The sequence below is a fragment of the Megasphaera vaginalis (ex Bordigoni et al. 2020) genome (genome assembly GCF_900240295.1).
GTDB classification, from domain to species: Bacteria; Bacillota; Negativicutes; order Veillonellales; family Megasphaeraceae; genus Megasphaera; species Megasphaera vaginalis.
On record NZ_OEQB01000004.1, the window covers coordinates 1 to 23,434 of the forward strand.

General features: G+C 51.9%; 14 protein-coding genes. 9 read left to right on the forward strand and 5 right to left on the reverse strand.

Annotation, left to right across the window (positions count from 1 at the left end):
- Positions 1 to 357 precede the first annotated feature (357 nt).
- The 3 genes from C0977_RS05855 to C0977_RS05865 all read right to left on the reverse strand — a co-directional run bounded on the left by C0977_RS05855 (position 358) and on the right by C0977_RS05865 (position 7,252).
- Positions 358 to 600, reverse strand: a complete 243-nt coding sequence (locus C0977_RS05855; RefSeq protein ID WP_101912741.1) for a hypothetical protein — start codon at positions 598 to 600, stop codon at positions 358 to 360.
- 286 nt (positions 601 to 886) lie between these two features.
- Positions 887 to 3,352 carry a DNA gyrase subunit A gene (gene gyrA / locus C0977_RS05860; RefSeq protein WP_419177926.1) on the reverse strand — a complete coding sequence of 822 codons (2,466 nt, stop codon included), beginning with the start codon at positions 3,350 to 3,352 and terminating at the stop codon, positions 887 to 889.
- Positions 3,353 to 3,508: 156 nt separating this feature from the next.
- A complete protein-coding gene (locus C0977_RS05865; RefSeq protein WP_101912743.1) occupies positions 3,509 to 7,252 on the reverse strand; it encodes a phosphoribosylformylglycinamidine synthase in 3,744 nt (1,247 codons plus the stop codon).
- A gap of 600 nt (positions 7,253 to 7,852) precedes the next feature.
- Here C0977_RS05865 and brnQ point away from each other — a divergent pair.
- The 4 genes from brnQ (at position 7,853) to C0977_RS05890 (ending at position 12,352) form a co-directional block, all read left to right on the forward strand.
- Positions 7,853 to 9,184: a branched-chain amino acid transport system II carrier protein gene (gene brnQ / locus C0977_RS05875; protein ID WP_101912744.1), complete on the forward strand. Its 1,332-nt coding sequence runs from the start codon at positions 7,853 to 7,855 to the stop codon at positions 9,182 to 9,184.
- 146 nt (positions 9,185 to 9,330) lie between these two features.
- Positions 9,331 to 10,530: a M20 metallopeptidase family protein gene (locus tag C0977_RS05880; protein WP_234987588.1), complete on the forward strand. Its 1,200-nt coding sequence runs from the start codon at positions 9,331 to 9,333 to the stop codon at positions 10,528 to 10,530.
- Positions 10,531 to 10,543: 13 nt separating this feature from the next.
- Positions 10,544 to 11,710 (forward strand): hypothetical protein, encoded by a 1,167-nt coding sequence (locus tag C0977_RS05885; protein ID WP_101912745.1) that lies wholly within the window; start codon positions 10,544 to 10,546, stop codon positions 11,708 to 11,710.
- Positions 11,711 to 11,740: 30 nt separating this feature from the next.
- Entirely contained in the window at positions 11,741 to 12,352 is a 612-nt protein-coding gene (locus tag C0977_RS05890) for a hypothetical protein (protein WP_101912746.1), read from the forward strand.
- A gap of 118 nt (positions 12,353 to 12,470) precedes the next feature.
- Here the strand turns inward: C0977_RS05890 and nifJ are convergent, their stop codons facing one another.
- Both nifJ and pepD read right to left on the reverse strand, forming a co-directional pair.
- Positions 12,471 to 16,013: a pyruvate:ferredoxin (flavodoxin) oxidoreductase gene (nifJ, locus tag C0977_RS05895; protein WP_101912747.1), complete on the reverse strand. Its 3,543-nt coding sequence runs from the start codon at positions 16,011 to 16,013 to the stop codon at positions 12,471 to 12,473.
- Positions 16,014 to 16,341: 328 nt separating this feature from the next.
- Complete coding sequence (gene pepD, locus C0977_RS05900) at positions 16,342 to 17,787, reverse strand: beta-Ala-His dipeptidase (protein ID WP_101912748.1); 1,446 nt, start codon at positions 17,785 to 17,787, stop codon at positions 16,342 to 16,344.
- A 237-nt stretch (positions 17,788 to 18,024) separates the two neighbouring features.
- Here pepD and C0977_RS05905 point away from each other — a divergent pair, with 237 nt between their 5' ends.
- The 5 genes from C0977_RS05905 to C0977_RS05925 all read left to right on the forward strand — a co-directional run bounded on the left by C0977_RS05905 (position 18,025) and on the right by C0977_RS05925 (position 23,433).
- On the forward strand, positions 18,025 to 20,106 hold the full coding sequence (locus C0977_RS05905) for an OPT family oligopeptide transporter (protein WP_023053919.1): 2,082 nt from the start codon (positions 18,025 to 18,027) through the stop codon (positions 20,104 to 20,106).
- Between the two features lie 142 nt (positions 20,107 to 20,248).
- Positions 20,249 to 20,644, forward strand: coding sequence for a DUF488 domain-containing protein (locus C0977_RS05910; protein ID WP_023053966.1), 396 nt, complete (start codon positions 20,249 to 20,251; stop codon positions 20,642 to 20,644).
- The gene (gene eno / locus C0977_RS05915) at positions 20,631 to 21,926 is read left to right on the forward strand and encodes a phosphopyruvate hydratase (protein WP_101912749.1); all 1,296 of its coding nucleotides are present in this window, start codon (positions 20,631 to 20,633) and stop codon (positions 21,924 to 21,926) included. The genes C0977_RS05910 and eno overlap by 14 nt, the downstream gene beginning before the upstream one ends.
- Entirely contained in the window at positions 21,926 to 22,609 is a 684-nt protein-coding gene (locus C0977_RS05920; protein ID WP_101912750.1) for a Crp/Fnr family transcriptional regulator, read from the forward strand. Before eno ends, C0977_RS05920 begins: the two co-directional genes overlap by 1 nt.
- A 137-nt stretch (positions 22,610 to 22,746) precedes the next feature.
- On the forward strand, positions 22,747 to 23,433 hold the full coding sequence (locus C0977_RS05925) for a DUF2249 domain-containing protein (protein WP_023053954.1): 687 nt from the start codon (positions 22,747 to 22,749) through the stop codon (positions 23,431 to 23,433).
- Position 23,434: the final 1 nt, after the last annotated feature.

Consider the following 23,434-nt stretch of genomic DNA (forward strand, 5'->3'; position numbering starts at 1 on the left):
ATGTCTCAATTTCTTGAGACCTGCACTCTGGCGTTTCATTCGTTGCATTGTTCAGTTTTCAAAGGCCACGCCGCCGTTTGGCGACTCGTTTATCTTACCAAACTATTCCTAGTCTGTCAAGATCTTTTTTGCTGCTGTGCGCGCTCGCGCCATCAACAGCTTGTTCATTCTATCAGACTTCTTCCTCCTTGTCAAGCGTATCACAGCCCCTTTTTAAGGGCAATATGTCATGCGCCTTCTCTTTGCCGTATAGATACGGGCACAACAAGTGTCGAAATGCGTCGCTATTTTGCCGACAAAAATCCGGCTCCACACCATGGAGCCGGATTCCGTTATTGATTCGTATAAGGCAACGCTCTACGTATTTTCAGCAATGGCGGCGCCAATCAGCGCTCCAACTACAAGAGCCGTCGTCGTATTGTTATCGTGATGAGACTCTCTGTATCTGGGCGGTGGTGGCGGCGCCTGCCGGTGAGCTTCTGGACGTCCATGATTTCCATGATCCGCCGGCGCTGCTTCAACAACTGCCGTGCCTCCGGCCGAAGCCATTAAAAACGCGGCTAAGACCATCATCTTTATCGTTTTAGATACCTGCATCATACCCGATCATCTCCTTTACGAATGCCAATCTGTTGATAATTGGCATTGTACAGGGAAAAAGCGCTATATACAAGTAATTTAACAAAACTGGAAATAAACTGTACCCACATGGAAAGAATTCCTGATAATTGTGTCAAGCTTGTGACAAAAAGCCGCTTATGCAGATTAGCTCACCGCCAACAATATGAAGAGAAAAAGGCCGCAACGGAAAGGGAATGATCCCTCACCCCGCTACAGCCTCGCCGATTTCATCTTCTATGCTACTGCGCAGTATGCACGCCCTTACTTATTCTTCTTCATCCTCGTCAGTCTCGCCTTCAACGGTAATCGTATCCAACGCGGCTACTTTATCATTCTCTTCGAGCTTTTGAATTTTAACACCCGATGTATTGCGGCCTTTCTTGATCCCGATGCTTTCAATATCCGTGCGAATAACGATGCCATTTGACGTGATCAGCATCAGCTCCTGATCGTCATGAACGACTTCAACGCCGACAATGTCCCCTGTTTTCGGCGTAATCTTGAAATTCTTCACGCCCTTGCCGCCGCGAAGTTGTACTTTATAGGCGTCAATATTATTCCGTTTGCCGAATCCTTCTTCGCTGACGGTCAGCACCTGGCACCCCGGTTCCAGGACATCGGCACCGATGACGATGTCGCCTTCGGCCAGAGCGATGCCGCGAACGCCGCGCGTATTACGGCCCATAGGACGAACGTCGCTTTCTTTAAAGCAAATCGCCATTCCCAACTTCGTCGCCAAAATGATGTTCTGATCGCCTGCCGTGAGCCGAACCTTTGCCAGATGATCTCCTTCTACGAGAGAAATGGCAATCAGCCCGTTGCGACGAACATTCTTGAATTCACCGAGCTCCGTTTTCTTAACCAATCCCCGTTCGGTCGCCATAAAGAGATTCATGGACAGATCCGCCTGGTCAAGGTCAATAAGGGCGTTGACTTTTTCGCCTCCAGACAAAGGCAGCAAATTGATCGCCGCGACGCCTTTCGAGTTACGGCTGCTCGCTTCCGGAATTTCATAAGCCTTCAGGCGATATACGCGGCCGAAATTCGTAAAGAAGAGCACCGTATTCAGCGATGAAGTGAAGAGCAAATGATTGACGGCGTCTTCATCTTTCGTCCCCATGCCTTTAATGCCGCGGCCGCCTTTATTCTGCGTGTGATAGACGTTGGCGTTGATCCGCTTAATATACCCGCGGCGTGTCAACGTCAGTACCATGCGTTCATCAGCAATCATATCTTCAATGGCGAATTCCGATGAATCAGCTTCGAGCTTCGTCCGCCGTTCATCGCCAAAACGCTTTTTCGCCTCGAGAAGCTCGCCTCTGACAATATCCATAACCATCCGTTCATCAGCCAGAACGGCGCGCAAATAGGCAATCCGTTCCTGCAGCTCCCGGTATTCCTCCTCAATTTTTTCCCGTTCCAGTCCGGTCAGGCGGCGCAAACGCATATCGAGAATCGCGACAGCTTGCCGTTCACTCAAACCGAAACGGCTCATCAAGGCCGTTTTGGCAATTTCATCGGTCTGCGATTCACGGATCGTCCTGATTACCTCGTCGATGTGGTCGAGGGCGATGAGCAGACCTTCCAAGATATGGGCCCGCGCCAATGCTTTGTCGAGTTCAAACCGGCAACGGCGGGTAATGACCTCTTTCTGATGCGCCAGATAATGCGCTAATACTTCGCGAAGCGTCAGGACGCGAGGATGGCCGTCGACAAGGGCCAGCATGATGACGCCGAAAGTTTCCTGCAGCTGCGTATGTTTATACAGTTTATTGAGCACGATATCGGGATTGACGTCAGCACGCAATTCAATGACGATGCGCATCCCCTTGCGGTCCGATTCATCCCGCAAAGCTGTAATGCCGTCGACAGTTTTATTGCGCGACAAATCGGCGATCGCTTCAATAACGCGAGCTTTGTTGACCTGATACGGTATTTCCGTAACGATGATCCGGTTCTTGCCTTTGCTCATCGGTTCGATTTCAGCGCAGGCACGCATTTTAATGCTGCCTCTCCCCGTGGAGTAGGCTCGCAGAATGCCTTCTCTGCCGAGAATCTTCGCTCCTGTCGGGAAATCGGGTCCTTTGATCTTCGTCATCACCTGTTCCAAAGTGACGTCGGGATCGTCAATCATCAAAACCAGCCCATCGATGACTTCCCCCAGGTTGTGAGGCGGAATGTTCGTGGCCATGCCGACAGCAATCCCTGCCGACCCATTCACCAGCAAATTCGGAATCTTTGACGGCAATACGGTCGGTTCCTGAAGCGAACCGTCATAATTCGGCATGAAATCGACGGTCTCTTTGTCGATATCTTCCAACATCTCGCCGGTGATCTTCGCCATGCGAACTTCCGTGTACCGCATCGCCGCCGCCGAATCGCCGTCAACGGAGCCGAAATTCCCATGACCGTCAACGAGCATGTAGCGCGTCGAAAAGTCTTGCGCCAAACGCACCGTCGCATCGTATACGGAGCTGTCGCCGTGGGGATGATATTTACCTAAAACTTCCCCGACGATACGGGCTGATTTTTTATACGGTTTATTCGGCGTCATGCCGGCTTCGTGCATGGCGTAGAGAATACGGCGATGAACGGGTTTCAGACCGTCACGTACATCGGGCAAAGCGCGCGTGATGATAACGCTCATGGCATAGTCAATATAGGCGCTCTGCATCTCATTTTCCAAGCACACCGGCAACACTTTGTCAAATTGCTGTTGTTCGTCCACAATGTCACCTCAAAACAGAAATGTAATCCAAAAGCTTCGTTCCCAAGCGGTTACAAGGGTATCTGTATTATTATAACAGAAATCGCCGTAAATAGCCAGCAAAGGACAATAAAAGGCTCCCACCACGCGGATGAGAGCCTGCCGTCAGCTGTTCGGAAATTATTTAAAATACGCTACACCGGCGGCAAAAATGGGTTGATATTTATTGCCGCTAATATTACGAAAAATATCTGCTGCGGCAAATCGTTCCGTATGTGCCATTTTGCCGAGAACACGACCGTCAGGACTGGTAATCCCTTCAACTGCCAAAATGGATTGATTCGGGTTATACGTGCTGTCGTTCGTAGCCTTCCCCGCCAAATCGACATACTGCGTTGCAATCTGCCCTTTCGCCGCCAGTTCACGGATCTGAGCGGGCGTCGCCACAAAGCGGCCTTCGCCGTGAGAAATGGCAATCGTATGAACGTCTCCGGCCTTAACGTTATGGAACCACGGAGACATGACGGAAACGACCTTTGTATTGACCATTCGCGAGAGATGTCGTCCGATGGTATTGTACGTGAGCGTAGGACTGTCGTCACGCAAGGGACGGATCGTGCCATAAGGCAGGAGCCCGAGCTTGATCAAGGCCTGAAAACCGTTACAGATGCCGAGAGCTAAACCGTCGCGCCGGTGCAGAAGTCGTTCCAGCGCTTCCGCTAAAGCGGCGCTGCGGAAAAGGGTGGCGATAAATTTGCCGGAGCCTTCCGGTTCATCGCCGGAGCTGAAGCCGCCGGGAAACATGACGATCTGCGCTTGGGCTATTCGTTTCGCCATTTCCTCAATCGATTCCGCCAAAGCCGCCGGCGATTCGTTACGCAGCACCAGCGTATCCGTTACGGCGCCGGCTCGCTCAAACGCCGCCGCCGAGTCATATTCACAGTTTGTACCGGGGCATACGGGAATAAACACGCGCGGTTTGCCGAAATGCTCGCCCCGCTGCGGCCCGTACGTCGGATAGAGCGATAGTTCGGCGTCATCTGACGCGCTCTCGCTGCAGAGCGGAAAAATCTGGCGCAGCGGCGCTTCCCACGCTTCCTGCAATTCGTTCAGCGCGATTTCCGTCGCGCCAATCTTCATAGCCCGTTGTGCCGTCGTCACGCCGACGCGGCGTACATGACCTTTCTGTTCCCAGGCCGCGCCATCGTTCGCAGCCGTTTCAACGAGCAACGCGCCGTAACGAAGGGCAAAAAGGTCTGCAACCGGCACGCCTTTATCGACGGTAACGCCGATGCCGTTGCCGAACGCCATTTGCGCGAGCGCTGCGGCAATACCGCCTCGTCCGACGGCATGCATGGCTCTGATCTTACCTGCCAATACCTGTTCATATAAAAAGTCACAGTGATCCTTAAAAACGTCCCAATCAGGAATCTCCGCCTCATCTCGGGGCAAATCAAAGAGAAGCACTGCACTGTCTGTCGATTTCAGTTCAGGCGAAACGATATACTTTGTCTTCTGCGGTACAATGGCGAAGGATACCAGCGTCGGCGGCACCGTAATGTTTTCGAAGGTACCGCTCATACTGTCTTTACCACCGATCGCGGCGATCTGCAAGGCCTTCTGCGCCGTATACGCGCCGAGCAGGGCGCTGACAGGCTGCCCCCAAGCCTCACTGTCCGTACCGAGACTTTGGAAGAATTCCTGCATCGTCAAATAGGCCTGCCGCCGGTCACCGCCGAGTGCGACAAGCTTGGCTACAGACTGGACAACAGCGTAAAGCGCGCCGTGGAAAGGGCTCCACGATGCCAGTTCCGGATCATATCCGTGCGTAAAGATGCTGGCCGTTTCCGTTTTCCCGTGCAAAACGGGAATTTTAGCAACCATGCCTTCAACAGGCGTTTTTTGGTAACGACCGCCAAAAGGCATCAGGACCGTACCGGCACCGATCGTACTGTCGAATCGTTCTGCCAGTCCCTGTTCGGAAGCGACATTGAGCGTCTGCATCGTATCGAGCCAAGTCTGCTTGACGTCGCTGACCGCCGGCGGCGCAAACAGTGCCGTCTCCGCCGGTGCGGTGACGACGGCTTGACGTCGCTGCGTGACACCGTTCGTATCGAGGAAAGCCCGCGTAATATTGACGACGTCCTGACCGCGCCAATGCATAACCAGCCGCTTCGTGTCCGTCGCTTCGGCCACAATAGTAGCCTCCAGGTTTTCTTCGGCGGCGTAAGCCATAAAAGTTTCGACATCTTTTGCCTCAACGACAACAGCCATTCGTTCTTGCGATTCCGAAATAGCCAGTTCCGTGCCGTCAAGACCTTCGTATTTTTTCGGTACTGCATCCAAATTAATATCCAGCCCGTCTGTCAATTCGCCGATTGCAACGGATACGCCGCCGGCGCCGAAATCATTACAGCGCTTGATCAGCGTCGTCACTTCATGACGGCGGAAAAGACGCTGTATCTTGCGTTCCGTCAGCGCATTCCCCTTCTGCACTTCGGCGCCGCACGTTTCCAAGGAGCTGACCGTATGCTTCTTGGAAGACCCCGTGGCGCCGCCGCAGCCGTCACGTCCCGTCTTGCCGCCAAGGAGGATGACGATATCACCGGGCACGGGAGCCTTCCGCACGACATTGCTGCGCGGTGCGGCACCGAGAACGGCACCGATTTCCATCCGCTTGGCAATAAAGCCGGGATGGTAATATTCTTTTACTTCACCTGTAGCCAACCCGATCTGATTGCCGTAAGAACTGTACCCTTTAGCGGCGCCGGTCGTCAGAAGCCGCTGCGGCAATTTACCGGGTAAGGTGTCTCGAATCGCCTGCCGCGGATCGCCGGCGCCGGTAACGCGCATTGCCTGATACACGTAGGAGCGGCCGCTCAGGGGATCGCGAATACAACCGCCGAGACAGGTAGCGGCACCGCCGAAGGGTTCAATCTCCGTCGGATGATTATGGGTTTCATTTTTAAAGAGGAGCAGCCATTCTTCTTCGATACCGTCGACGTCAACAGGAATAATGATCGTGCAGGCATTGATTTCTTCCGATTCGTCGAGATTCTGCAACTTGCCGGCAGCCTTTAACTCTTTGACGGCAATTGTCGCCATATCCATCAGCGTTTGCGGCTTTTTGCGCTGCAAAGCCTGCCGCGTCGTCCGGTACGCCTCGTAAGCGCGTTGAACGGGAGCTGTAAATTTCCCTTCGTCGATAGTAATATCGGTCAATTCCGTCATAAAAGTCGTATGCCGGCAATGATCGGACCAGTAGGTATCTATGACACGAATTTCCGTAATCGTCGGATTCCGTTTCTCTTCATCACGGAAATAGGCTTGACAGAACACCAAGTCTTCCGGGCTCATTGCCAACCCCATAGCGCCGGACAAGGCGATCAGCGCCCCCCGATCCATAGCCGTAAACCCTTCTATGACCGGCACATCTTCAGGCCGTTCCCACGGGAGTTCCAACGTTGTCGCCGCCGCCAACGACGCTTCTCTTGCTTCAACGGGATTGATGCAGTATTTTTTTATAGCCGCCACATCGGCGGCGGTCAAGTCACCTTTGAACACAAAAACACGGGCAGTGCGCACAAGAGATTCATTCCGCAGCGTCAGCATCTGCAAGCACTGCATCGCCGAATCGGCGCGTTGATCATATTGTCCCGGCAGGAACTCAATGGCCAGGACCGTATCATTTTCAGCGACAGGCAGCGTTTCGTAGACATGATCAACAGGCGGTTCTGAAAAGATCATCGCCTTAGCCGCCTCAAACGCGGCATCGTCCAAACCGCTTACGTCGTAGCGGTTAAATATCACTATTTCTTTCAGTCCTTGAATCTGCAAATTATCCTTTACATCGCTAAGCATGCGCTTTGCTTCATCGGCAAAAATGCCTTTTTTAGCCACATACAACCGTCGAATTGTCTGCATTCGGTGACCTCCCCTGATCGAAGATACAGTTTATTGCCATAATCGTTACAACACAATTATATTACATCTTTACAGAACGGGAAATCAAGAATTTACCGTCACTTTCCGAAAGCAGCATCAGGTGAAAGGCCACTGCCTGCAATTAATAAAAGTACGGTACGACTGAAAAAGCGGAAACGGATATGGCTTCCTGCGCCGGCCGTGCGAAGACCTGCCGCCGCTTCGGCACCAGTGAAATGCCCGAAAAAAAGAAAAAGCGGTAACGCTGACACTGCTGATAAATGTACGGTTCTTACAGTCTTTTTTTGCACCGGAATATACGAAAAAAACACAATTAAAAACCATATAAAAACCAGCCGAAAATCGGTCTGCAAATCCATTTTCTTTTATAAATCCTTAATTATACCGGTAAAAAGATCGGATATTTTCCAAAAACGATCATTTCCTATCCTGTTTCCTCATAAAAGACGGTTCTTGCCCTCTTTTGACAGAATATACTGCTCTTAGGTAAAATCAGGTTATGATTGTATCGTACACAAAAACAAAGCCTGTTTATGTGTATATAATATGTACAAATATTGTAATGCAGGAGGCGTATGTATGTTTCACAAAGGTATCCAGATCGGTGTATTGTTATTCGGTCTTTTTTTCGGCGCCGGAAATTTGATTTTCCCGCCCTCCCTCGGGTTCCAGTCGGGAGCCTCATTCCCGTCCGCAATTGCGGGCTTCATCATTACCGGCGTCGGCATGCCGGTCGTCGCCTTAATCGTGGGAACGTTTAATCCAGGCAGCTTTCGCGCTGAAATGAACCGCAAAATATCACCCCTGTTTTCTCTCATTATTCTGACGGTCATTTATCTCGTCATTGGCCCGACGATGACAATCCCCCGCACGGCGGCAACGTCCTTTTCCGTCGGCATTCTCCCCCTGGCCGGCAACGGCCCGTTACCTCTTTTCTTCTATACGGCGCTCTATTTCGGTCTCGGCTGGTGGCTTTCGATTACGCCTTCAAAGTTATTGTCCCGCGTCGGCAAAGTGTTGACCCCCGTTTTTGCCATCATGATCGTTATCCTCTTTGTTCTCGGTCTCTTATCCTTCACGTCACCGGCGTTGACGGAGCCCCTCGGCAAGTACGCCGAATCGTCGTTTGGCTCCGGCTTTATTGAAGGCTACAATACAGTTGACACCATCGCTTCTTTCGCATTTTCGCTCATCGCCTTGGATACGTTGCGACAACTCGGTTTCGCGTCTAAAAAGGAATACTATGGCAGTGTTTGGGCTGCCGGCGCCGCCGTTGCCGTTCTGATGAGCTTCCTCTATTTGGGGCTCGGCCTGTTAGGCAACCATTTTCCCATTCCTGCCGCAGTTTACGGTGATCCGTCGGTAAATCTCGGCGCCTACGTGCTGACACAAGCTTCCTATCGCGTTTTTGGCACCGTCGGCGTCTGGTTCCTGGCCGTCATGATTTCCATTACCTGTTTTACGACAGCCGTCGGCCTGATCGCATCGGTTTCCCAATTTTTCGCCGCAGAATTCCCGAAACTCACGTACAAACAATATGTCACGGTTTGCTCCGTCATGAGCTTTGCCATCGCCAATCTCGGTCTCAATGAAATCATCACCATTTCGCTGCCGTGTCTGCTTTTCGTCTATCCCATCGCCATCGCCGTTGTCATTCTGGTCATCGTCAATAAATTTACGGCTCTTTCCCATCCCGGCATGTGTCTCACCGTGACCGTAGCAGGACTGATTGCCTTTATCGATATTCTCAGCCAATTCGCTCATCTGACCTGGGCCGGCAACATAATCGCCGCCATGCCCCTCGGTACAATGGGATTGGCCTGGCTTATTCCCGTACTGGTCTGCACCGCCCTCTGCCGCTTCCTGCCGAAGAAAATCACCGGTGAGACGACTTCTCTGATCAAGGAATAGCATCTATCCTCCAAAAAACTACCTCGACGAAATTGTCGAGGTAGTTTTTTGTTCCCTTGTTCGCAACCATAGTTACTTGCTAGGAAACTTATTTTGCGTTATAGTATGTATATCCCACGTTAAGTTTATAAAAAATGGAGGCGTTTATGATGATGGATAATACGATCAAAGACCTGGTCGCGGCATATGGTCATGAACTCGTCGAAAATCGGCGATACCTGCATGCTCACCCGGAATTGTCTTTCCAAGAAAAGCATACGGCCCAATGGATCCGCAGCCGCCTGAAAAAGGCCGGCATCACCTTACTGGAAGGAATCAGCGGCAACAGTACGGTCGGCTGTTTAAAAGGAAACAAACCCGGTCCTGCCATCGGACTGCGCGCCGATATCGATGCACTCGGGCTGATCGAAAACAACGATCTGCCGTATAAAAGCACTGTCCCCGGCGTAATGCACGCCTGCGGCCACGATGCGCACACAGCAATCCTGATGGCGGCTGCGGAAATCTTGGCAAAACACCCCGAACTCATTGCGGGAACCATCTATTTCATTTTTGAGCAAGCAGAAGAATTCCTCCCCGGCGGAGCCGTGCAACTCGTAAAAGACGGTATCATGGATAAGATCGATTATATTTTTGCAATTCACGTCAACGCCGAAAGCCCGATCGGCACGCTGGATGTGCATGGCGGCACCCGTTTCGCCGCCGTTGGCACATACGATTTTAAAATCACCGGCAAAGGCGGTCACGGCGGTTTTCCCCATACTGCCAATAATCCGCTGATTCCGGCCAGTGAACTGATCACTGCCATCCATTTGATCCCGGCAATGAAATGTGATCCCCTGACCAGCAGCACCGTCTCCGTGAGTTACCTCCATTGCGGCGTAGAAGGTGTTGCCAATGTGATCCCGGAAAAAGTCAGCATGGGCGGCTGCGTCCGCGTCTTGGACACAAAGGTGCGCGAATCCATCATGAAGGAAATCGACCGCTTGGGGCGAGCCATCTGTGCAGCGCACAACTGTGCTGTCGAAGTGGCCCTGGTCTACGGTTATCCGGCCTGTATCGTCGACGAAAAATGCGCGGCCATCATGGCGGAAGCGGCGCGGGAATTGGGCATCAACGTTCTCGATGTACCGCCCAATTTGGGCGCTGAAGATTTTGCTTACTTCAGCCAGGAAAAGCCTGCCGCCATCGCCTGGTTCGGCCTTGCCGACCCGACGGGGACACACGCGCCGACGCCGCACCATAACCCGGCTTTTTATTTAGCCGATGAAGCCGGTCTGCCTTTGGCTCTGGAATATGTGCTGACTGTATACAAAAAAGCGCTTCAGCGCTTGACGACACCTTAAAGGAGGGCTTTCCATGGATTCTTTAGCTGCACTTGCGGTTCTGTTTTTTATTTACTCTCTCGGTGATTTTGTCGCCGACAAAACCAAAGCGTTCATCTCCATGCTTTTATTTTGTGCCGTTGTCTTTACCGTAGGCTTCTGGTGCGGCTTGCCGACATCCATTTTCACAGATTCCGGACTCGTGCCTTTTGCAAAATTAACGGTTTGTATGTTCCTCATCCATATCGGCACGGCCATTCGTATTCGAGACTTCGCGGCTGAATGGAAAACGGTTTTTGTCACGCTCTTCGCGACGATAGCCGTCGCCGGCGGCGTTTTCTTTATCGGCCGTCTGTTCATTGATACGTACTATGCCCTCGTCGGCGCCCCCGTACTGGCAGGCGGCGTCGTCGCCTACCTGGTCATGTCTCCTGTCGGCGACCTTCTCAACCGCCCTGATGTCAAAGTATTCGCCGTATTGGTTCTGGTTTTCCAGAATTTTGTCGGCATCCCGATCGCCAGCTATTTCTGCAAAAAAGAAGGCAATCGCGTCTGCAACGAATTCCGCGGCAACGCCGAAACCATCGTGGCCGGACCGACGGCTGCGGCAGAAAAGCCGAACCTCCTCAAGGGCTTTACGATTCCCGAAAAATTCAGCACGCCGAATATTATTCTTTGCAAACTGGCACTTCTTTCTTATATTTCCACCTTGTTAGGTCAGGCAACCGGTATCAGTTTTCTGATCTTCGGACTGTTTTTCGGCGTCATTCTTCGCGAACTCGGTTTGCTTGAAGAAAATTGTCTGACAAAAGCCAACGGACTCTCTTTTGTCATGGCCGGAGCGATTACGCTCATATTCCTGGGACTGACCGGCACCACGCCGGAAATGCTTCTTTCCATGATCCTGCCGCTGCTCATCGTCCTCGCCGTAGGTACTGTCAGCTGCGCCATCGTAGCGGTCATCTTCGGCAAAATCGTGCATTTCGACTGGAGATTGTCCATTGCCATGGCAGTCACGGCCTTTTTCGGATTCCCCGGCACCTACCTTATTTCGCTTGAAGTATCTCGCGCCTGCGGCAGCACGGAAGCCGAACAAAAAGCCGTCCTTGATCACATCATGCCGAAGCTCGTCATCGCAGGCATTGTTTCCGTTTCCGTCGTTTCGGGCATTTTAGCCGGAATTATGGTACACTGGGTATAAGCAAACTATTTCACCGGTGGAGGTACGACTATGCGCGCTCAGTTCTTTGACGGCTTTAATTTCGATACGTTTAAATACAGCATCGTAGCTGTTGAAAAGGTTCCTTCTTTTTTCAATATTAAGGATTTCGGCATTCACCCGTTCATGTTTGACGATTCCTGCCTGCGCGGTTACTCCTGTATTTTCGGTATTAACGATACGAAGCACCTTTGCCTTTTAAAGCTGTTTACCAATTCCGGATCCGGTACGGCGCCGGTTATCGACGGTATCGCACCGGTTTCTTTCCATTCTCCTGCCGGCGATCTGCGGTATGATTTGGCCCATGAAATGGATTATACCGGTTCGATCCTCATTGCCGACGGCTTTGTGCAAAAATACTTCATGCCATTCGGATTCCAACTCCCCCACGCCTTCCGTAAGGTGTTCGAGCTGACCTTTGAACAGGGCTTATTCATCCACGTTGAAAATAAATCGGAAGATGCCAGGCTGTTGCGGATTGAGTATGAGGAACCGCTGAATGCCGGCAAGAAGATGAAGATGAAAGTAGGGCAATGGCTGAACCGCAATGAAGAATACGGCTTTGATGATGACCTCATCGCCCAGTACATGGACCTCAGTTACGCTACCAAATATTTGTTTTGACAGCTCAGCAGGAGTCGCGATTCATGATCGGCACGTCGCGAACATATGCGGCCATAACGAAAACCCCTCGGGAAATTCCCGAGGGGTTTCGTGTTCACTGGACACATTTAAGGATGTATTATTTGGTGAGTTCCAATTCTTCTTTTACATCTAAAGACATGGATTTTTCCATCCGTACATAGCTTTCATACCGTTCTTTAGCATCTTCTTCCGTCTTCTGGAAGAGAGCTTCGGCGATTTCAGGGAATGTACGCTGTAAGGACGAGAAGCGTGTTTCGCCCATGAGGAATTCGCGGAAATTACCTTTTGGCGGTTTAGAATCGAGTATGAACGGATTCTTGCCTTCCTTCTTGAGGAGCGGATTATATCTCCAAAGGTGCCAGTACCCTGATTCAACGGCCAGTTTCTGTTCGAGCTGGCTTTGGCCCTGACCGAGCTTCAGACCGTGGTTAATGCAAGGCGCGTAACCGATGATGAGAGACGGTCCCGGATATGCTTCCGCTTCTTTAAGGGCTTTCATGAATTGATTCTTATCGGCGCCCATAGCAACCTGTGCGACATAAACATAGCCGTACGTAGCTTCCATCATGCCGAGGTCCTTCTTCTTCGTCCGTTTACCGGCTGCGGCAAACTGCGCGACAGCTGCCGTCGGCGTCGCTTTTGAAGACTGACCGCCAGTGTTGGAATATACTTCCGTATCGAATACGAGGACGTTTACATCTTCGTTCATAGCCAGGACATGATCCAAACCGCCGTATCCGATATCATAAGCCCAGCCGTCGCCGCCGAAGATCCACTGACTGCGTTTTACGAGGAACCGACGCAAGCCGTAAACCTTTTCCAAGGCTTCTTTGCCGTCTTTTTCCGCTTCCAGAAGGGCTTGTACTTTATCGGCCCGTTCGCGAGTACCTTCGCTGTCCATCATCTTATCAAGCCATTCTTTGAAAGCTGCCTGCAATTCCGGGCTGGCAACATCCATCGCGGCTTCAATATATTCTTTCAGGAGTTTGCGTTCCGTCTTTTCAGCCAAGAACATGCCGAAGCCATACTCGGCATTATCTTCAAAGAGCGACGTCGACCAGGCGGGACCATGACCTTGTTCATTTTTCGTATAGCCGCAAGTCGGTGCGCTGCCACCCCAAACACTGGAACAGCCGTGAGCGTTTGCGACCATCATGCGATCGCCGTAGAGCTGTGTAACAACCTTGCAGTACGGTGTTTCCGCACAACCGGCACAAGCCCCGGTGAATTCGAGGAGCGGTTGTTCGAACTGGCTGCCGAGAACGGTCATCTTGTCCTTCGGATTCGGTTTCTGCGGCAAAGCGATGACATAATCCCAAAGAGCCGCTTTGTACTGTTCTTCGTCATACGGCTTCATTTCCAACGCCTTAGCCGGGCAGACGTGTGTACAGCTGGAACAGCCGAGGCAGTCCATAACGGAAACGACGATGTTGTATTTGTAGCCGGGAGCAGCCTTAATTTCCTTATCCTGGTAACCGGTAGGCGCCTTGGCGGCTTCTTCTTCCGTCAGCAGGAACGGACGGATAGCGGCGTGCGGGCAGACAAAGGAACACTGATTACAACCGATACACTTATTGGCATCCCAGCTCGGTACGAACATGGCAACGCCGCGTTTTTCTTCGGCGCATGTGCCGGTCGGCCATCTGCCGTCTTCACGGCCGGCATACGCACTGACCGGAAGATCATCGCCTTCAAGACGGTTGACGGGAATGGCGAAATCTTTAAAGAATTCCGTATGCTTCGACAGATCGGCAGGTTCGTCAACAGCGTCAGCCCAGGAAGCGGGAACGTTGATCTTGACGATATTCGTCAATCCTTCGTCGATGGCTGCGTTATTCATATCGACAACTTTCTGACCTTTTTTGCCGTACGATTTAACAACGGATTCCTTCAATTTGCTGATCGCCAAATCCAGCGGAATGACTTCGGAAAGTTTGAAGAACGCCGATTGCATGATCATGTTGATACGGCCGCCCAACCCGATCTTCTGCGCAATGCCGACAGCATCAATAATATAGAATTCGACTTCATTCTTCGCAATGGCGCGTTTCAGGGATGCCGGTAATTTTTCATCCAATTCTTCCGGTTTCCAGACGGTATTCAAAAGGAAGGTGCCGCCTTTTTTCACGCCGCGAAGAAGATCGAAGGAGTGAACGTATGACTGCCGGTGGCAGGCAATAAAATCGGCACTGTTAATGAGATACGGCATCAGGATCGGTTCATTACCGAAACGGAGATGCGATACGGTTACGCCGCCGGACTTCTTCGAGTCATAAGCAAAGTATGCCTGTGCATACATGTCCGTGTTATCGCCGATAATCTTGATAGCAGACTTGTTGGCGCCGACTGTACCGTCAGAACCGAAGCCCCAGAATTTGCAAGCTTTGACGTCTTTACCGCCAAGATCAAGACTGCACGTGCGCGGCAGGGATTTATGTGTAACGTCGTCGTTAATGCTGAGCGTAAAGTCATGTTTCGGGTTAAAGGATTTCAGGTTATCGAAAGCCGCTACGACATCAGCCGGCAGGAATTCCTTCGAAGCGATCCCGTAACGACCGCCGTAAACGCGCGGCGCATTATCCATACGGGCAAAGCAGGCGGCAACACTCTGGTACAAGGGTTCACCGTTGGCGCCGGTTTCTTTCGTGCGATCCAGAACGGCAATCCGCTTAACCGTATCCGGAATGGCGGCGAGGAAGTGCTTTTCCGACCAGGGGCGGAACATGTGTACGTTGATGCAACCTACTTTTTCACCTTGCGCTACGAGATGACGAACCGTTTCTTCGACGGTCTGCGCCCCGGAAGCCATGATAACGATGACATATTCCGCATCGGGAGCACCTGTATAATTGAAGAGATGATATTCGCGACCGGTAATGTCGCCGATCATCTTCATGTAGTGTTCGGCCACGTCGGGAACACGGTCATAGAATTTGTTCAGCGATTCACGATGCTGCATATACACTTCCGCCGATTCACAGAACGAAACGGCTTCCGGTTTATCCGGATTCATGCCGCGGTCACGGAATGCCTGGACAGCTTCTTTATCAAGCATCGGTTCCAATTCTTCATACGGAATAACTTCGATCTTTTGCACTTCATGGGACGTACGGAACCCATCGAAGAAGTTCAAAATCGGCACACGGCAGGAAATAGCCGTAGCATGAACAACTGCCGCCAGATCCATAACTTCCTGTACGCTGGATTCAGCCATGATGCTGATGCCTGTACCGCGCATAGCCATAACGTCGTCATGGCCGGCAAAAATGGTATACCCGTTCGTGGCAACAGTACGGGAAGCAACATGGAAAACGCCGGGGAGAAGTTCACTGGTAACTTTGAACATGTTCGAAAGCATGATCATCATGCCCTGCGAGGAGGTAAAGGTCGTCGTCAGGGAGCCGGTGTTCAACGCACCGTGCATAGCGCCGGCAGCACCTTTTTCAGACTGCATTTCCTGCACCTGCACAGTTGTTCCGAATAAATTCTTGCGGCCGTGAGCTGCCCATTCATCGACATGTTCAGCCATCGGCGACGACGGTGTAATCGGGAAAATGGAAGCCAGTTCCGTAAATGCATAGGCAATATAGGCAGCCGCTTCATTCCCATCCATCGTTTTAAAAACTTTCTTGCTTGACATAAAAACTCACCCTCTCATGTGTTATATGAACATCACATAAAAAATGTGTACCGAGCATTAAACAAAGTATCAATAATATACTTTTTTAGTGCATCTTTTAACATTTTTCTGCTTTATATGCCCATTGTATATGAGAGCCATTTCGCAAGCAATAGATACACTCTCATTTTGAGAATGGAAAAAAGAGGCCAACAAGCAAAGAGGTGATACAAACGTGATAAATACCACGTTTGTATCACCTCTTTCATCTGGCACTATATTTAATACCAGATGAATACCACTTGCAAAAATTTTACAAAACCGTTCTAGACTCCACTTATTCGAGAATTTATTTCAACTTTCCGAGTATATCGATAATAATACGGACGAGTGTCGCCGCCGTATCCAGTTCAACCGATTCATCGGCGCTGTGAATGGCATGTGTCGTCGGCCCAACGGAAACGATGTCAAGCTTCGGATTCATAGCGAACAGATACCCCGTTTCTAAACCGCCGTGCATCGCTTCGATCCGCGCCTCCCTGCCGGTAACGCTGCGGAAGGAAGCTGCCATCAACGGAGTCAGCGTACTCTGCGGGTTAGCCGTCCAGGCCGGTTCCGGCTGTTCCATGTCGACGGAAAAACCGGTCAGTCGGGCCAGAACCGGCAGCGTCCTGGCAAATTCAAGGAGACGCGCATCGGCAGAGGACCGGGGGAAATATTGGATCTTCACCGTGTCTTTCTCCGTCCTGATCGTTCCGAGACTTGCCGACAAATCCGGCAACGTCGGCAACTGCTGGTTCATGGCAAACACGCCGCAATGCAATAAGGTAATCAAATCGACGACAGCCTTTGTGTCGGCTGCCGAAAAGGTATCTGCCGGTAACGCACAAGGTGCGGCATGAACGGTCGCCTTCTTTTCAACGGCACCGTAGACTGTCGCGATTTCCTTCTCTTCTTCGACAGCAGCCCGCATGGCGGCAGCTACATCGCTTTGATCGAGAACAATGACGGCTGCCGCTTCTTCCGGAATTGCGTTGGCGGCAACGCCGCCGGTGATCTCAGCCAGGCGGTAATCAATACCGGCCGCCGCCAACCGTTGCAATACGGCGGCAACAGCTTTAACGGCATTACTCTTGCCGCGGTTGATCGTTTCGCCTGAGTGGCCGCCGAGAAAATCGGCCGCTTTGACCGTCAGCGCCGCATTGCTGGCAACGGCCTCTCTCGTAAGGCTGCGGCAGAAGTGGGTGTGAACGCTGCCGGCGGAACCGACGGCGATAACGTCAAGCGATTCGGAATCGCAATTAATAACATAGGTGGCATCGGCAACGTATCGAGGATCCAAATGAATGGCTCCCGTCATACCCGTTTCTTCATCAACAGTAAAAATCAAGCGGAGCGGCCCGTGTTCAATATCTTGTTGAATTAAAAAAAGTGCGATAGCGATCGCCATGCCGTCATCGGCCCCGAGACTCGTGCCGTCGGCGGAAAGAACGGTACCGTCGAGCTTCAGCCGAATCGGATCTTTCAGCGGATCGTAAGCAACGCCCGGTTTAGCGACACAGACCATGTCCATATGGCCTTGCAGAATGGTCAGCGGCACAGCTTCTTTTCCCTTCGTCGCAGGCACATCGGCGATGATATTGAATACCTCGTCCTGCCGTCCTTGGATGCCGAGCTCGGCCAAACGTTCCATGATATAATTGCTGACTTCTTCTTCATGGCGCGACGGACGAGGATGCTTTGCCAAGCCTTCAAACTCCTTTAAGATTCCTTCCATAATCACGTTATCTTCCATTGAATATACCCTCCTTTTCGGAATGCACGTTTTTTATATTATACCACGTTTGCTTCATCTCCTGCATAACAATATCCCCGTACGCCGGATATCTATCCTAAAAAGGCCAATAGATGATTTACAATTTATCCATTTTAAAATGACATATTTGCAAAGACAGTGTATACTATAGTGTGGTATTATTGTTTGTCAATATTATTATCATTTTACAATACTTTTCAAAAGGAGGAAAACGTTATGAATTCTCAACCCAACGTGACGGGAACGACTTATCCCACATTGCCGGAGTTGACGTTCCGCGGCATGTTTCTCGGCATGCTGATCACCGTCATCTTTACGGCTTCTAATGTGTACTTAGGCCTGAAAGTCGGCCTGACCTTCTCGTCATCCATTCCGGCGGCCGTCATCTCCATGGCCATCCTGCGCATGTTCAAGGATTCCAATATTTTGGAAAACAACATGGTACAGACACAGGCTTCGGCTGCCGGCACGCTATCGGCAATTATCTTTATTTTGCCAGGTCTCTTAATGCTCGGTTACTGGCAAGGGTTTCCCTTTTTGCAGACCCTCTTGCTTTGCGCCTGCGGCGGCTCTTTAGGGGTGCTCTTCACCATTCCCTTGCGCCGCGCCATGGTCGTCAACAGCGATCTGCCTTATCCGGAAGGCCTGGCCGCTGCGGAAATTCTGAAAGTCGGCAGTGATTCCCGTGCAAGCAAAGAGGATGACGCTGCTCAGAAAAAAGAAACCGGTATGAAAGATATTCTAAAAGGTACGGGACTGGCCGGTCTCTTCAGCCTCTGCGCCAACGGCTTCCACATTTTTTCATCCGAATTCAGCCATTGGATCCAAATCGGTAAAGCGACTACACAGCTTCCCCTCGGCTTCTCCATGGCTCTGCTCGGCGCCGGCTATCTGATCGGCATCGCCAGCGGTATCGCCATCTTAGTCGGTACACTGCTGGCTTGGGTCGTCTTCGTTCCTTATTTGACGAGCGTTCTCACCCCGGCCGACGGTCAGGCCGCCGCCGCTTTCGCCAAAGCCGTCTGGGCCCAAAAAGTCCGCTTCATCGGCGCCGGTTGCATCGGTATCGCCGCTATTTGGACCTTACTTCGCCTTCTGAAACCCGTAATTGACGGCATCAAGATGTCGATTGACGCGATCCGCTCCAACGATACGGAAGAAAAACAGCTGCTTCACCATACCGATATCGACATGACGCCAAAATCTGTCGGTCTCGTTTTCCTGGCCATCGTCATCGGTCTTTTGATCACCTTCTGGAGCTTCGTCGGCTCCGCCGGCCTGCCGACTACCGTCACGATCGTCTACATTGTCGTCGGTATCCTCGTCGCCATGCTCATGGGCTTCTTCGTCGCCGCCGCCTGCGGCTACATGGCCGGCTTGATAGGTACGTCTGCCAGCCCGATCTCCGGCATCGGTATCCTCGGTATCATCGTTTCGTCCCTCGTCGTCTTGGGCATCGGTTCATCCTTCGGTGTCTTTGAAACGGCAGAAGGAACGAAATTCGCAACGGCACTGGCCATTTTCATTACCAGCGTCATCGTCAGCGTCGCCGCTATTTCCAACGACAACCTGCAAGATTTGAAGACGGGCTATATCGTCGGCGCAACGCCGTGGAAACAGCAGGTGGCCTTGATTCTCGGCTCCATCATCGGCGCTTTCGCCATCGCGCCTGTTCTCAATCTGCTCTATCAGGCTTACGGCTTCACCGGCGCCCTGCCCCGCGCCACCATGGATCCGTCGCAAGCGCTGGCTGCACCGCAGGCAACCTTGATGACCACTATCGCACAAGGCATCTTCGATTCCAGTCTTGACTGGACATATATTCTCTTCGGTATCGGTGTCGGTATCGCCGTCATCATTGTTGATATGCTGTTAAAGAGCAATACCAAATCCCTCGCGTTGCCGCCCCTTGCCGTCGGCATGGGCATCTACCTGCCGCCGACCTTGGAAATTCCCCTGGTCATCGGCTCCGTCATCGGTTATTTTCTGAACCGGCATCTCCATACCCGCGCGGCACAACGCAGTCCTGGTCACGAAAAAGAAGATGTTGATGCCTGCACGCATCGCGGTGTCCTTTTCGCCTCCGGCCTGATCGTCGGCGAAAGCTTGATCGGCGTCATTATCGCCATCGTCATCGTCATCTCCATTACCTCTGGCGGCAGCGAAGATCCCCTTGCCCTCGTCGGCAAAGACTTCAGCAGCACAGCCGATATGCTCGGTCTGCTCGCCTTTGTCCTTTCCATCGTATATTTCATTCACCACGTCGTCTCGACAAAATTTACGGCTGAAGAAAAATAATGCTTTGCCGGAAAAGACGAACTGACTTTCATCAGTTCGTCTTTTCTTGTTTTTTTATGATTTTATACAATAATTTATCATTTGACCGGTAGCTAGATCGACGGATTTCATATATACTTAAAAACGAAAGAAGGTATGCCGGATGGGAACAATTCATTGGAAGCGCGTTTACGAAGAAGCGACAGCCGAAGACGGCTGCCGTATTCTCGTCGATCGCCTCTGGCCGCGCGGTTTATCGAAGGAAAGGGCGGCAATCGCCATTTGGGCGAAAGCCGTCACGCCGTCAACGACGCTGCGCAAAGCTTATCACAACGGCGAAATAGGCTACGAAGAATTCATTGTCTCCTATAATCGTGAATTGGACGAACAGCCAGATCTCCCTGATTTCATCAACACTGTACACGCCTGCCTGAAAACAGGTAACGTGACCTTCGTGTACGCCGGCAAACAGGTGGAAAAGACACAGATTCCGACATTGCGCCGCCGCATAAGCGAAGGGTTAAAACGAAAGGAAGTAGATGCTAATGGAAATGATTAAAATTGAAGCTGTTTACGGCCGCGAAATTATCGATTCCCGCGGAAATCCGACAGTGGAAGCCGAAGTCGTCCTGACCGACGGCACCGTCGGCAGAGGCACGGCGCCGAGCGGCGCTTCGACGGGACAGTTTGAAGCGTTAGAACTGCGCGACGGCGACAAGAGCCGCTTCGGCGGCAAAGGAGTGCTGACTGCCGTCGAAAACATCAATACCGTTATCAACGACGCGCTTCTCGGCGCCGATCCGTTTGACATGTACGGCATTGACCGCATCATGAGAGAAGCCGACGATACGAAGGATAAATCGAAGCTCGGCGCAAACGCTATCCTCGCCGTCTCCATCGCCTGCGCCAAAGCGGCCGCCAATGCGCTGAACATTCCGTTATACCGTTATCTCGGCGGAGTCGCCGGCAATCGCCTGCCCGTGCCGATGATGAATATTCTCAACGGCGGCGCCCATGCCGCAAACACGGTAGACGTGCAGGAATTTATGATCATGCCTGTCGGCGCCCCTTCCTTCCGCGAAGGACTCCGTTGGTGCACCGAAGTCTTCCACGCCTTGGCCGCTCTGCTGAAAGCGAACGGCTTGGCTACTTCCGTCGGTGACGAAGGCGGCTTTGCGCCCGACCTCGGCAGCGATGAAGAAGCGATCCGTTATATTCTCGACGCCATCGAAAAAGCGGGCTACACGCCGGGCGAAGATTTCGTCCTGGCCATCGATGCCGCATCCAGCGAATGGAAAAGCGCTAACGTCGGCGAATATATTCTGCCGAAGGCAGGCACCAAATATACGTCCGGCGAATTGATTGCCCATTGGAAATCACTCGTTGAAAAATACCCGATCTACTCCATTGAAGATGGTCTCGATGAAGAAGACTGGGACGGCTGGAAAGAAATGACGGCCGCTTTAGGCGATAAAGTACAGCTCGTCGGCGACGATCTCTTCGTCACCAACACGGAACGCCTCGGCAAGGGCATTGCCAACGGCAGCGCCAACTCGATCCTGGTCAAATTAAACCAGATCGGTTCCGTTACCGAAACGCTCGATGCCATCAAAATGGCTCACCACGCCGGTTTCACAGCCATCGTTTCCCATCGTTCCGGCGAAACGGAAGATACGACGATTGCCGATCTCGCCGTCGCCTTGAATGCCGACCAGATCAAAACCGGCGCGCCGAATCGAAGCGAACGCGTCGCCAAATACAATCAACTCTTGCGCATTGAAGAAGAACTCGGGGACAGCGCCGTCTATGCCGGATTCGACGCCTTTCTCCAGAAACACTGATGCCGCCGGCAGGGCAAATTCCCGAACATTGCGCCCTCTGCCGCACCTTATCGCCGTCGCAGCGCGAAACGTTACGTTGCAGCCGCTACAGCCGTGTCCGCACCTATGCCGCCGGTGAGCGCATTTTTTGGGAAGGAGACGTGCCGGACAGCATGCTCCTGCTGCTGCAAGGCGCCGTTTTGATCGCCAAAGATACGCCGTCAGGAAAACAGATGGTTTTTGCACACATTACGGAGCCGGGCGATCTGATCGGCGAAATCTATGCATTCATGAGACAGCCGACGTATGACAAAAATGCCGTCGCCGCCGAAAACACCGCGATCCTTGCCATCAATCAGGCGATCTTTCACGATCCGGATCCGTCTGTTCAGGCCATTACGGCCGTACTGCAACAAAATTTGCTGACAATTTTCGCGCAAAAAGCGTACATGATGAGCCGCAAGCTGATGATCCTCAGCAGCACTACGCTGCGTGAAAAACTGGCTCGTTTCATCCTGAGCCAGCCATTGACAGGTTCTACATTGCCGCTTTCGCTGACGCGGGAAGAACTGGCCGCCTACCTGAACGTGGCCAGGCCGTCACTGTCCCGTGAATTGGGACGGATGGCTGCAGAAGGGATTATCTCCTGCCAAAAAAACAGCATCACCGTTTTACAACAGGAAAAATTGGCAGCGTATATTTGACAAAAGACTGCCGGAATATAATTCCGGCAGTCTTTTGTTATTTTGTAACTTATGTTACAGAAAAAACAGCTTCCCTTTCGTATACTAATCGCGTAAGGAAATGTATCTGCTTTCCAAAAAACGAAAGGATGATTCTTATGGCATTTGAAAACTGGCAAGATAAAATGAATACATTCAAGACGATCGACGTCCGCCACGTACAAGGAAACTTCTTTCCGGGCCTGCAAAAACAGGCCGCGGCTTTAAAAGAAGGGGAAGGACTGACCATCATTCAGACTTTTGAACCTCGCCCTCTCTATGAATCCCTGGCAGCGATGGGGTTTGAATACCACACCGAACAAACAGGTGAAACCGAATTCCACACGTACTTCTGCCGCACGAAGGTAAGCGAGTCGGCAGCGCCGCCGTTCCGGCCTCTGGCCCTGCTGAACTATCCCCTGATTGACGAAGGCCTCGGCAAAATTGCCGTTGACTTCTGGGATCTCACGTGGAATGACGCGAAACGCAGCTTATCGTACGAAATGCGCCTTTTGCTTTCGCTGGCCAATGCCGTCGGCGCCGGACGCATCCGCCAAGCGACGCGGGAGCTCGTCAAAGCGTATGTTCACGGCCTCGATTCGGCGGCGCTAGACGATGTTTTCGAGCTTCTCGCCTGGAATCAGGGCATCGGCTTTTTCAGCTCCGAAATCGGCCCGTCCCCGCTCTTCCAAGCCTACAAGCTGATTAAAAACAGCGAAAAAAAGGGCGACGACCGCGCGGAGATCATCGCCGCATTGTTAGCCAAGTTCGGAGAAAAAAATCCTGAAGTCACGGTGCAGTCGTAAC